Genomic DNA, 11,737 nt, shown 5'->3' with positions numbered 1-11,737 from the left:
CCAAGTCCGCCCAACTCATGCAAACCAGCCTCGACAACCGCCAGTCCCTGACCGGCACCGCGCCCGCCGCCACGGCGCCGGCCCCCGCGCGCACCGATTATCCGGTGCTCGGCGCGATCAGCTTCTCGCATCTGCTCAACGACATGATCCAGTCGTTGATCCTCGCGATCTATCCGATGCTGAAGGCCGACTTCACGCTGTCGTTCGCGCAGATCGGCCTGATCACGCTGACTTACCAGATCACCGCCTCGCTGCTGCAACCGCTCGTCGGGCTCTATACCGACAAGCGGCCGATGCCGTTCTCGCTGCCGGTGGGGATGGGCTTCACGCTCTCGGGGCTGCTGCTGATGTCGGTCGCGCCGAGCTTCGGCCTGCTGCTGGTGGCCGCGGCGCTGGTCGGCTGCGGCTCCTCGGTGTTCCATCCGGAATCGTCGCGGGTCGCGCGGATGGCCTCGGGCGGCCGCCACGGTCTCGCCCAGTCGCTGTTCCAGGTCGGCGGCAACGCCGGCTCCTCGCTCGGGCCGCTGCTCGCCGCGCTGGTGATCATTCCGCACGGACGGCACAGCATCGCCTGGGTGTCGGTGGCCGCGCTGGTGGCGATCGTCGTGCTGACCCAGATCGGCCGCTGGTACCAGCGCCAGCCGGCGCGCCAGAAGAAGGCGGTGAGCATGCGCCACGCGTCGCTGTCGTCGCGGCAGGTCGCGTTCGCGCTCGCCGTGCTGATGATGCTGGTGTTCTCGAAGTACTTTTACCTGGCCAGCATCAACAGCTACTTCACCTTCTACCTGATCGACAAGTTCCACCTGAGCGTGCAGACCGCCCAGCTGCACCTGTTCATCTTCCTCGCGGCGGTGGCGGCCGGCACCGTGATCGGCGGCCCGATCGGCGACCGCATCGGCCGCAAGTACGTGATCTGGACCTCGATCCTCGGCGTCGCGCCGTTCACGCTCGCGCTGCCGCACGCGAACCTGTTCTGGACCAGCGTGCTGACCGTGATCATCGGGCTGGTGCTGGCCTCGGCGTTCTCGGCGATCCTCGTCTACGCGCAGGAACTGATTCCCGGCAAGGTCGGGACCGTGGCGGGCCTGTTCTTCGGGCTCTCGTTCGGGATGGGCGGGATCGGCGCGGCCGTGCTCGGCGACATCGCCGACGTGAAGGGCGTGAGCTACGTCTACCAGCTCTGCGCGTACCTGCCGCTGCTCGGCGTGCTGACGGTGCTGCTGCCCGACGTGGAAGGGAAAAAGGCGGCGAAGCACGCCGCCTGACCGGTTATCGCTGGATGTCGTGAAAACGGCGCGGCGTGGGAACGATCCCGCGACGCGCCGTTTTTTCATCAATCGGCGGGTGCCGGCCGGATGGTGCATGGGATTGCCCGAAGGCTGGCTGGAACCGGCCACGAGCGCGGCCGGCTACAGAGGCGCCCTCAGGCCGGCTGCGCGCCCGCCGCAGCGTGTGGCGCGGCCAGCGCCATCAGAAAGCGCTGCAGGATGCCCGACGAATAGCTCGCGGCGATCTCGGTCAGGAAGTTCGTGAACGAGGCGGTGGCGTGGTCGTCGGCGGTGTCGGAGATGGTGCGCACCACCGCGCACGGCACGCCGTACTCGTAGCAGACCTGGGCCAGCGCCGCGCCTTCCATCTCCACGGCCAGCGCGTCCGGCACGCCGTCGCGCAGCGCCGCCACCTCGTGCTCGCTCGACACGAAGCGGTCGCCGCTGACGATGAGCCCGCCATGCACGCGTGCGCCGCGCAGCCGGAACCGCTCGTTCAGTTCGGCACCGCGCTCGGCCACGAAGCCGTCGCAGGCGGCGCGCAGCGCGGCCGACAGCGCCGCGTCGGCGGCGAAGCGCGTCACGCCGAGCAGCGGCACTTCGTGGCGCGGGAAGATCGGCGAGGCATCGAGATCGTGCTGCAGCAACTGGCTCGCCACCACCACGTCGCCCACCGCGATCTCGCGCGCCACGCCGCCGGCCACGCCCGCGAACACCACCGCGCGCACGTTGAAGCGATGGATCAGCGCGGTCGTGGTGGTGGCCGCGGCCACCTTGCCGACGCGCGCCAGCGTCACCACGCACGGCACGCCCCAGGCGGTGCCGAGGTGGTATTCGCGCTGGCCGAGCGTGGTGGTCTCGACCGTGCCTTCGGCCTGCATCCGGGCCACCAGGTCGCCGAGTTCCTGCGGCAGCGCGGCGAGAATGCCGAGCGGCCGTTTCCTGTCGTAGTGCATCTGCATCGTCGTCATTCCACTGCCTGGAGTTTCGCCACCGCGAGCGCGAGCCATTTCTCGCCGTGGCGCTTGAAGCGGACCTGCGCCTTCGCGTCCGCGCCTTCACCTTCGAGGGCCGTCACCGTGCCCTCGCCGAACTTCGTATGGAACACCGGCTGGCCGACCTTGAAGCCGTTGCCGGCCGCGCGCTGCGCGTTCGCGAACGCGGGCAGCGGCGCCGTCACGGCGGCATCCACCACCGCGTCGCGCGAGCCACCACCACCGTTGCCGCCGCCCGGCCGCGAGAACCAGTTGCGGCCCCAGCCGGCGTTGTCGGCACGGCCGCCCCAGCGGCTGCCGGCCTCGACCTGCGGCGTCAGCCATTTCAGCACCTGCTGCGGCAGTTCGTCGAAGAAGCGCGAGCGGATGTTGTAGCGGGTCTGGCCGTGCAGCAGCCGGCTCTGCGCGAACGACAGGTAGAGCCGCTCCTTGGCGCGCGTGATCGCCACGTACATCAGCCGGCGCTCTTCCTCGAGCCCGTCGGTTTCGAGCGCGCTGTTCTCGTGCGGGAACAGGCCTTCCTCGAGCCCGGTGATGAATACCGCCGAGAATTCGAGCCCCTTGGCCGCATGCACCGTCATCAGCTGCACGGCGTCCTGGCCGGCCTGGGCCTGGTTGTCGCCGGCCTCCAGCGAGGCGTGCGAGAGGAAGCCCGCGAGCGGCGTCATGGTGTCGGGGTTCTGGGCCGGATCGTCGAAGCCGGCCGGCGCGAGCACGGCATCGGCCTCGTCGCCCGCCGCCAGTTCGGGCGCGGCGCTCGCGCCCGGGCGCAGCGGAATCGAGCGCGCCGGCGTGTCGAGCCCGTAGCCTTCCTCGCTGACGAACGCGGTGGCCGCGTTGACGAGTTCCTGCAGGTTCTCGAGGCGGTCCTGCCCTTCGCGCTCACCCTGGTAGAAATCGGCCAGGCCGCTCGCGCGCACCACGTACTCGACGGTCTCGGGCAGGCTCATCTGCATGGTTTCGGCGCGCAGCTTCGCGATCAGATTCGCGAACGCGCCGAGGCTCGTGCCGGCCTTGCCGGTCACGTACGGAATCGCGGCCGCCATCGCGCAGTCGTGCAGGCGCGCGGCGTCGGCCAGCTGCTCGATCGAGCGCGCGCCGATCCCGCGCGTCGGGAAGTTCACCACGCGCGCGAACGCCGTGTCGTCGCTCGGGTTGTCGATCAGGCGCAGGTAGGCCAGCGCGTGCTTGATTTCCTGGCGCTCGAAGAAGCGCAGGCCGCCGTAGACGCGGTAGGCGATGCCGGCCGTCATCAGCGTGTGCTCGATCGCGCGCGACTGCGCGTTGCTGCGATAGAGCACCGCCACTTCGCTGCGCGCCATGCCGCCGCTGATCAGCGAGCGGATCTCCTCGATGATCCAGCCGGCCTCCTGCGAATCGGTGGCCGCCTCGTAGACGCGCACCGGCTCGCCGTGGCCCGCGTCGGTGCGCAGGTTCTTGCCGAGCCGGCGCGAGTTGTGGGCGATCAGGTGGTTCGCCGCGTCGAGGATGTTGCCGTGCGAGCGGTAGTTCTGCTCGAGCTTGATCAGGTTGCGGACCCGGAACTCGTCCTCGAAGTCGCGCATGTTGCCGACGTTCGCGCCGCGGAACGCGTAGATCGACTGGTCGTCGTCGCCGACCGCGAAGATCGCGTTCTGCTCGCCGGCCAGCAGCTTCAGCCACGCGTACTGCAGCTTGTTGGTGTCCTGAAACTCGTCGACCAGGATGTGCCGGAAGCGCGCCTGATAGTGCGCGCGCAGCGCCGGATTGAAGCTCAGCAACTCGAAGCAGCGCAGCAGCAGCTCGGGGAAATCGACCACGCCCTCGCGCTGGCACTGCTGGTCGTAGGCCTGGTAGAGCTCGACGAACATCCGGTTGAAGCTGTCGTTGGCCTCGACCTTGTCCGGGCGCAGCCCTTGCTCCTTGGCGTTGTTGATGAAGTACTGGACGTTCTTCGGCGGGTATTTCTCGTCGTCGACGTTCGAGGCCTTCATCAGCCGCTTGATGGCGGAGAACTGGTCGGCCGTGTCGAGGATCTGGAACGTCTGCGGCAGCCCGGCGTCGCGATGGTGCGCGCGCAGCATGCGGTTGCAGAGGCCGTGGAAGGTGCCGATCCACATGCCGCGCGTGTCGATCGGCATCATCGCCGACAGGCGCGAGAGCATCTCGCGCGCGGCCTTGTTGGTGAAGGTGACGGCCAGCACGGTGGGCGGCGACGCGTAGCCGTGCTGGATCAGCCACGCGATCCGCGTGATCAGCACGCGCGTCTTGCCGCTGCCCGCACCGGCGAGAATCAGCGCCGGCTCGTTCGGCAGCGTGACGGCGGCGTATTGTTCGGGGTTCAGGTTCGCTAACAGATCGGGCATAAAGCGCAAGACGGACGAAGAGGCGTGAGGCACGCGGGACCGGGCACGGCCGCGCGGCGCGATGGGCCCGCCATTATAGAACGGCGGCGCGCCGATGCCGGGCCGCGTGCGGCTGCAAGCGGCTGCAAGCGGCCGCGAGCGATCGCACGAGGCCGGCGGCGGCCCCCCCGCCGCGCCCGGCACCGGATGCCGGCCGGATGCGTGGCGAACCCGCCGGCCGGCGTCGACGCCGCATGCCACTGAGGCACCGCACGCCCGGTGCGATGCGCATCCATTTATAATTGACGGTTTCCGCATCAATTCTGCATTTTCAGAGCCAATTCCGACCATGAGCGACAGCACGCTTGAAAAGAGTTTCGAGCCCCAGACCATCGAATCCCACTGGGGGCCGGAGTGGGAAAAGCGCGGCTATGCCGCGCCGACGTTCGACCCCGACCGTCCCGACTTCGCGATCCAGCTGCCGCCGCCGAACGTCACGGGCACGCTGCACATGGGCCACGCGTTCAACCAGACGATCATGGACGGCCTCGCCCGCTACCACCGCATGCGCGGCGACAACACGCTGTGGGTGCCGGGCACCGACCACGCCGGGATCGCCACGCAGATCGTGGTCGAGCGCCAGCTCGACGCGCAGAAGGTTTCGCGCCACGACCTCGGCCGCGAGAAGTTCGTCGAGCGCGTCTGGGAATGGAAGGAGAAATCGGGCTCCACGATCACGAACCAGGTGCGCCGCATTGGTGCATCCACCGACTGGAGCCGTGAATACTTCACGATGGACGACAAGCTGTCGTCGGTGGTGCGCGAAGTGTTCGTGCAGCTCTACGAGCAGGGCCTCATCTATCGCGGCAAGCGCCTCGTCAACTGGGACCCGGTGCTGCTGACCGCGGTGTCGGACCTGGAAGTGGTGAGCGAGGAAGAGGACGGCAGCCTCTGGCACATCAGCTACCCGCTCGCCTCCGGCGCCGGCTACCTGACGGTCGCCACCACGCGCCCCGAGACGATGCTCGGCGACGTGGCCGTGATGGTCCATCCCGAGGACGACCGCTACCGCCACCTGATCGGCCAGTCGGTGCGGCTGCCGCTCACCGGCCGCGAGATCCCGATCATCGCCGACGACTACGTCGATCGCGAGTTCGGCACCGGCGTGGTGAAGGTCACGCCCGCGCACGACTTCAACGACTACCAGGTGGGCCTGCGCCACGGCCTGCCGCAGATCGAGATCCTCACGCTCGACGCGAAGATCAACGACAACGCGCCCGAGGCCTATCGCGGCCTCGACCGCTTCGAGGCGCGCAAGCGCGTGGTGGCCGATCTGGAAGCGGCCGGCGCGCTCGATTCCGTCAAGCCGCACAAGCTGATGGTGCCGCGCGGCGACCGCACCGGCGTGGTGATCGAGCCGATGCTGACCGACCAGTGGTTCGTCGCGATGACGAAGCCGGCGCCGGAAGGCTCGTTCCACCCGGGCAAGTCGATCACCGAGGTCTCGCTCGACGTGGTGCGCGACGGCAGCATCCGCTTCGTGCCCGAGAACTGGACCACCACCTACTACCAATGGCTCGAGAACATCCAGGACTGGTGCATCTCGCGCCAGCTCTGGTGGGGCCACCAGATCCCGGCCTGGTACGGCGAGAACGGCGAGGTGTTCGTCGCGCGCGGCGAGGAAGACGCGCGCGCGCAAGCCGAGGCCAAGGGCTACGCCGGCGCGCTGCGGCGCGACGAGGACGTGCTCGACACCTGGTTCTCGTCGGCGCTCGTGCCGTTCTCGTCGCTCGGCTGGCCGAACGAGACGCCCGAGCTGCAGCACTTCCTGCCCTCCTCGGTGCTCGTGACCGGCTTCGACATCATTTTCTTCTGGGTTGCCCGGATGGTCATGATGACGACTCACTTCACGGGCAAGGTGCCGTTCCACACCGTTTACGTGCATGGGCTGGTGCGTGACGCGGAAGGCCAGAAGATGTCGAAGAGCAAGGGCAACACGCTCGACCCGATCGACATCGTCGACGGCATCGCGCTCGAGGAACTGGTCGCCAAGCGCACCACCGGCCTGATGAATCCGAAGCAGGCCGCGAGTATCGAAAAGAAGACGCGCAAGGAATTCCCGGACGGCATCGCCGCGTTCGGCACCGACGCGCTGCGCTTCACGATGGCCTCGATGGCCACGCTCGGACGCAACGTGAACTTCGATCTCGCGCGCTGCGAGGGCTATCGCAACTTCTGCAACAAGCTCTGGAACGCCACGCGCTTCGTGCTGATGAACTGCGAAGGCCACGACTGCGGGCGCGACAAGCCGGAGCCGTGCGTGGACGGCGGCTGCGGCCCCGGCGGCTACCTCGATTTCTCGGCGGCCGACCGCTGGATCGTGTCGCTGCTGCAGCGCGTGGAAGCCGAGATCACGAAGGGCTTCGACGACTATCGCTTCGACAACATCGCCAACGCGATCTACAAGTTCGTGTGGGACGAGTATTGCGACTGGTACGTCGAACTCGCGAAGGTGCAGATCCAGAACGGCACGCCCGAGCAGCAGCGCGCCACGCGCCGCACGCTGCTGCGCGTGCTCGAAACGGTGCTGCGGCTCGCGCATCCGGTGATCCCGTTCATCACCGAGGCGCTGTGGCAGAAGGTGGCGCCGCTCGCGGGCCGCTACCCGGCAGGCAAGGCCGAGGGCGAGGCCTCGCTGATGGTGCAGACGTACCCCGCCGCCGATCTCGCCAAGCTCGACGACGCGGCCGAGCAGTGGGCGGCCGAGCTGAAGGCCGTGGTGGACGCGTGCCGCAACCTGCGCGGCGAGATGAACCTCTCGCCCGCCACGCGCGTGCCGCTCTTCGCCACCGGCAACCTCGAGCGGCTGACCGCGTTCGCGCCGTACCTGAAGGCGCTCGCGCGGCTCTCGGAAGTGACGATCGTGGCCGACGAGGCGACGCTCGACGCGCAGGCGCAGGGCGCGCCGATCGCGATCGTGGGCGCGAACAAGCTCGCGCTGAAGGTCGAGATCGACGTGGCGGCCGAACGCGAGCGGCTGTCGAAGGAAATCACGCGGCTCGAGAACGAGATCCGCAAGTGCGAGGCCAAGCTCGGCAACGAGGCATTCGTCGCGAAGGCCCCGCCGGCGGTGGTCGAACAGGAACAAAAGCGGGTGGCGGAATTCCGCGATACGCTCGACAAGCTGGCCGCCCAGCGGGCACGCTTGCCGGCGTCGTAACAATCGGTAAGCCCTCTTGCACAGACCGTGCCAGCCCAATCACCATGGGCAGGCAAGGAAGAATCAACCCCCAGGATAAAAGGTCGATCATGCTGAAAGTCACTAAGGCGGTATTCCCGGTTGCCGGTCTCGGCACCCGCTTTCTGCCGGCGACGAAGGCGAGCCCGAAAGAGATGCTGCCCGTCGTCGACAAGCCGTTGATCCAGTACGCCGTCGAGGAAGCCATCGCGGCCGGCATCACGGAAATGATTTTCGTCACCGGTCGCAGCAAGCGCGCGATCGAGGATCACTTCGACAAGTCCTACGAGATCGAAGCCGAACTCGAAGCGCGCGGCAAGGAAAAGCTGCTCGATCTGGTGCGCAGCATCAAGCCCGCCAACGTCGATTTCTTCTACGTGCGCCAGCCCGAGGCGCTCGGCCTCGGCCACGCCGTGCTCTGCGCCGAGAAGCTGGTGGGCGACAACCCGTTCGCCGTGATCCTGGCCGACGACCTGCTCGACGGCCAGCCGCCCGTGATGAAGCAGATGGTGGACGTGTTCGACCACTATCACAGCTCGATCATCGGCGTGGAGGAAATCCCGCCGGCCGACACGAAGTCCTACGGGATCGTCGACGGCAAGGAATGGGAAGACTCGATCATCAAGCTGTCGGCGATCGTCGAGAAGCCGGCGCCCGAAGTCGCGCCGTCGAACCTCGGCGTGGTGGGCCGCTACATCCTGAAGCCGCGCATCTTCCATCACCTGCGCAATATTCAGCCCGGCGCGGGCGGCGAGATCCAGCTGACCGACGGCATCCAGGCGCTGCTGGCCGACGAGCAGGTGCTCGCGTACAAGTACGAAGGCACGCGCTTCGACTGCGGCAGCAAGCTCGGCTACCTGAAGGCCACCATCGAATTCGCGCTGCGCCATCCGGAAGTACGCGACGAGTTCGAGCAGTACCTGCGCGAGCGCGGCACCGGTTCGCCGGTCTGAGCGTAAGCGCGGCGGCAGTCTCGCCGCCGACATGATCGAGGCGCCCGCGACGCGGGCCGCCTTTCCAGCGCCGCGACATGCGGCGCTTTTTGTTGGCGTCTTGCTCCGGCATCCGCCCTGCCCCGACGCCCCTTACAGCTGCGGCCGCCAGATGCTCGGGAACAGCCATTCGAGCATTTTCAGCTGCTTCGCCAGCGCGTCGCGGATGCGGAAATCCTTGATGACGGCGGCCGACACCTTGCGCTGCTCCGCCTGATCCACGACCGACACGAGCAGGACCTCGGGCAGCAGCGGATCGGGCAGGAACGGCGCCTCGCCCGGCGTCGCCACCGTCAGCGTGATGACGCTGACCGCGCGGTCGTCGGCGAACACCACCAGCGTCGCCTCGCGACTCATGCCGGCCGAGCGCAGCGTCGTGTGATAGCGCAGCTCGACGCGCAGCGCCTTGCCGAAGAACGTCTGCGTGATCCATGTCTCGGTCGGATTCGCCGGCACGTTGGCGGCCTGCGCGGCGAAGTCGCCCAGCCAGCGCGGCAGGCTGCTGCGCAGTTGCTGCGCCGTATCCTCGAGCTGCGCCGGGTTCTGCACGCGCAGCCACGCCGACATGTCGATCCCGGAAGCCGGGAAGCGCCCGCTGTCGAGATAGCCGTTTCGCACCACCGTCGAGTACAGCGCGAGATCGTCGCTCGCGGCGGCCTCGGCGATCGCCGTCGACGGCAGCATGCCGATGATCTGGTTCAGCAGCTGGCGGCCCGCCAGGCAGGCTTCGCCCTGATACTGGATCTGACGGGCCGCGATCACGTACATCATGCTCAGCGCCAGGTATTGCGGCGTGCCGGGCGCCGCGGCCAGCACCGCGCCCGCGCCGTTTGCGCCCAGTATGCCGGTCACCGCAGCCACCGGCGCCGGCAGCACGCCGAGCTGCGCCACCGTCACGCCCGCCATCGCCGCCATCACGCCCTGGTAATCGAGCTGCTTGGGCGGGGCCGCGCCGTTGTAGATCTGCGCCAGACGGTTGAACCGCGACATCACCTTGTCCACGCTCCGCGACACGCCCGCGGCCACCTCGCTCAGCATCAGCGCCTGCTCGCCGAAGTGATAGTCGAGCGACGGCAGCGGCAGCAGCACCGTGTGGATCGTGCCCAGGTATTGCAGCGAAACGGGCGTGGGGTCGATCTGCACATGTCCCGACTCCAGGTCCTCCCAGACCTCGACGGCCTCGACGGTATTGCGGCGCGGCAGCGTCACGTCGATCAGTTCCATCAGCATCGGGCGCTCGATCGTCGGCCCGAGCGCCGCGCCCGGGAAGGCCGGCGCGGGCCAGTCGAGCGGCCGCGCATGCCAGGTGTAGCCGAGCCGGAACAGCAGGAACGGCTCGATGCCTTCGTTGAAGATCAGGCCGGGCAGCGCGGCGCCCGGCATCGCGCGATCGCTGAGCTTGCGCGAGGTGTTGAGCCACAGGCCGATGCGCTTCGGATCGAAGACCTGGCGGATCGTCTGCGGATCGTCGAGCTCGACCATGTAGCGGTACACCGGCGCGGCCGCGCTCTCCTGGTACAACAGCTCCTCGGGCGAGACGATTTCCGGATTCCATCTCGCGATCTCGCTCGCGCAGTTGCGCAACGCGTCGAGGATCAGGTCCTCCACCAGCCCATAGAGATAGTTCTGCAGCGGCAGCGGCGCCCACGGGTCCACCACGATCTGCGTGTCCCAGTCGGAGCTGCCACCGCCGTTCTGCGTGGCGGCCGGCCCCATCGGATTGATGACGCACTCGAACGCATTGCCGCCCTTCATGTAGAAATGCAGCAGCGGCTGAGCCGGATCGAGCCGCAGGTCCTCGCGCACCATGTCGACGAGCGACAGGAGCCGCCCCCACAGCTCCGACAGCGTGTTCAGGACGGCGACCCGCACCGCGGGATAGGTCGGCGCGTCGTTGATGGTCGCGGTGAGCGTGCGGCTGAATTTGCGGCGAACGGATCGGACCAGCGGATCTTCCTGCATCAAGCACCTCGGGACGGGGACGACGACGATGGATATCGGCGCTCGCGAGGCGAGCGTGGTGGGGTGCGCGTCGGATCCGGGCATGAGCCGGTGCAGTGGGGCCCGTGGGAGTCGGGCTGGTGGGTCGTGCCGGTACATGCCGGACCCGTCGCGCAACAGGCCCAGTATGCGCAGCGAGGGGCGCGAGGCGATTGAACGAAACGATGGTCGATACGGCGGAAATGCCGATTCCGCGGGCGGCTTGCGCGTGGTTTGCGGGCGGCCCGCGAAGCGCAGCGAAGCAGGGTCTGGCGGCCTGGCGGCGTGTACTCAGCGCGAGCGGGCCGGCTCGATCGACTCCACCGTGGGCACGGCGCCTGCCGCGCCGCGCTTCACGGTCACCGCCCAGCCGCCGCTGCCGTCGAACGGCAGCTTCGCGAGCGCGCCGCGCACCAGCGCCGGCAGCGCGGCGAGCGGATCGGCGTCGCGGTCGCGCGCGGCCGAGGTGACCTGATATGCGGTCTCGCCGCTTTGCCGGTCGACGAACTGCAGCGTCAGCAGATGCCGATACACGGGGCCGGCGAACGGCAGCGGAAACGGCGCCGAGCCGTCCGCGCGCAGGCCGGTGCCTGCCGCGCACGCCGTGCCGCCCACGCTACCCGCGTCACAATCCGGCGCCGTCACCGCCAGTTCGGCCGGCTGCGTCGCATAGGCGATCGCGAGCCGGTAGCGCGCGCCCTCGGGCCGCTCGTGATAGCCGTGTCGCGCCAGCTCGTCGCGCACCAGCGTCTCGACGCGCGCGTAGCCCGCCTGGCCGTCCTGCGCCTCGGTGCGCGCGAAGCCGTAGGTCCGCTCGCCCGCGAGGCCGCCCTGCCCGGCCTGCACGCTGACGCCGGTGGTCGGCGCCGCGCAGGCGCCCAGCAGGCCCAGCATCACCAGCCCGCCCGCGGCGCATGTCCATCTCGTCTTCATTGCTGCT

General features: G+C 68.5%; 7 protein-coding genes. 3 read left to right on the top strand and 4 right to left on the bottom strand.

What is annotated here, in order from left to right:
• Positions 1-17: 17 nt before the first annotated feature.
• Positions 18-1,265, top strand: a complete 1,248-nt coding sequence (locus BpN12_RS22525) for an MFS transporter (RefSeq protein WP_246797654.1) — start codon at positions 18-20, stop codon at positions 1,263-1,265.
• Between the two features lie 158 nt (positions 1,266-1,423).
• Here BpN12_RS22525 and BpN12_RS22520 read toward each other — a convergent pair whose 3' ends face one another.
• Together BpN12_RS22520 and BpN12_RS22515 are read right to left on the bottom strand one after the other, a co-directional pair.
• A complete protein-coding gene (locus BpN12_RS22520) occupies positions 1,424-2,230 on the bottom strand; it encodes a 5'-methylthioadenosine/adenosylhomocysteine nucleosidase (protein WP_246797965.1) in 807 nt (268 codons plus the stop codon).
• Between the two features lie 5 nt (positions 2,231-2,235).
• On the bottom strand, positions 2,236-4,608 hold the full coding sequence (locus BpN12_RS22515; RefSeq protein WP_246797653.1) for a UvrD-helicase domain-containing protein: 2,373 nt from the start codon (positions 4,606-4,608) through the stop codon (positions 2,236-2,238).
• 328 nt (positions 4,609-4,936) lie between these two features.
• Here BpN12_RS22515 and BpN12_RS22510 point away from each other — a divergent pair, with 328 nt between their 5' ends.
• Together BpN12_RS22510 and galU are read left to right on the top strand one after the other, a co-directional pair.
• Entirely contained in the window at positions 4,937-7,807 is a 2,871-nt protein-coding gene (locus BpN12_RS22510) for a valine--tRNA ligase (protein WP_246797652.1), read from the top strand.
• A gap of 89 nt (positions 7,808-7,896) precedes the next feature.
• Positions 7,897-8,778, top strand: a complete 882-nt coding sequence (gene galU / locus BpN12_RS22505) for a UTP--glucose-1-phosphate uridylyltransferase GalU (RefSeq protein ID WP_246797651.1) — start codon at positions 7,897-7,899, stop codon at positions 8,776-8,778.
• A gap of 132 nt (positions 8,779-8,910) precedes the next feature.
• On the opposite strand, the gene BpN12_RS22500 is transcribed toward galU, so the two are convergent.
• Both BpN12_RS22500 and BpN12_RS22495 read right to left on the bottom strand, forming a co-directional pair.
• Positions 8,911-10,779: a hypothetical protein gene (locus tag BpN12_RS22500; protein WP_246797650.1), complete on the bottom strand. Its 1,869-nt coding sequence runs from the start codon at positions 10,777-10,779 to the stop codon at positions 8,911-8,913.
• A 309-nt stretch (positions 10,780-11,088) separates the two neighbouring features.
• On the bottom strand, positions 11,089-11,730 hold the full coding sequence (locus BpN12_RS22495) for a DUF4136 domain-containing protein (RefSeq protein ID WP_246797649.1): 642 nt from the start codon (positions 11,728-11,730) through the stop codon (positions 11,089-11,091).
• Positions 11,731-11,737 lie beyond the last annotated feature (7 nt).

Source organism: Burkholderia perseverans (assembly GCF_022870505.1).
GTDB lineage: Bacteria > Pseudomonadota > Gammaproteobacteria > Burkholderiales > Burkholderiaceae > Burkholderia > Burkholderia plantarii.
This window is presented reverse-complemented; position numbering and strand designations above follow the sequence as displayed.

What these genes read in the sequence shown, in the direction of transcription:
- BpN12_RS22525 (WP_246797654.1), top strand. Translation starts at nt 18, where the DNA reads ATGCAAACCAGCCTCGACAACCGCCAGTCCCTGACCGGCACCGCGCCC.
- BpN12_RS22520 (WP_246797965.1), bottom strand. Translation starts at nt 2,230, where the DNA reads ATGCAGATGCACTACGACAGGAAACGGCCGCTCGGCATTCTCGCCGCG.
- BpN12_RS22515 (WP_246797653.1), bottom strand. Translation starts at nt 4,608, where the DNA reads ATGCCCGATCTGTTAGCGAACCTGAACCCCGAACAATACGCCGCCGTC.
- BpN12_RS22510 (WP_246797652.1), top strand. Translation starts at nt 4,937, where the DNA reads ATGAGCGACAGCACGCTTGAAAAGAGTTTCGAGCCCCAGACCATCGAA.
- galU (WP_246797651.1), top strand. Translation starts at nt 7,897, where the DNA reads ATGCTGAAAGTCACTAAGGCGGTATTCCCGGTTGCCGGTCTCGGCACC.
- BpN12_RS22500 (WP_246797650.1), bottom strand. Translation starts at nt 10,779, where the DNA reads ATGCAGGAAGATCCGCTGGTCCGATCCGTTCGCCGCAAATTCAGCCGC.
- BpN12_RS22495 (WP_246797649.1), bottom strand. Translation starts at nt 11,730, where the DNA reads ATGAAGACGAGATGGACATGCGCCGCGGGCGGGCTGGTGATGCTGGGC.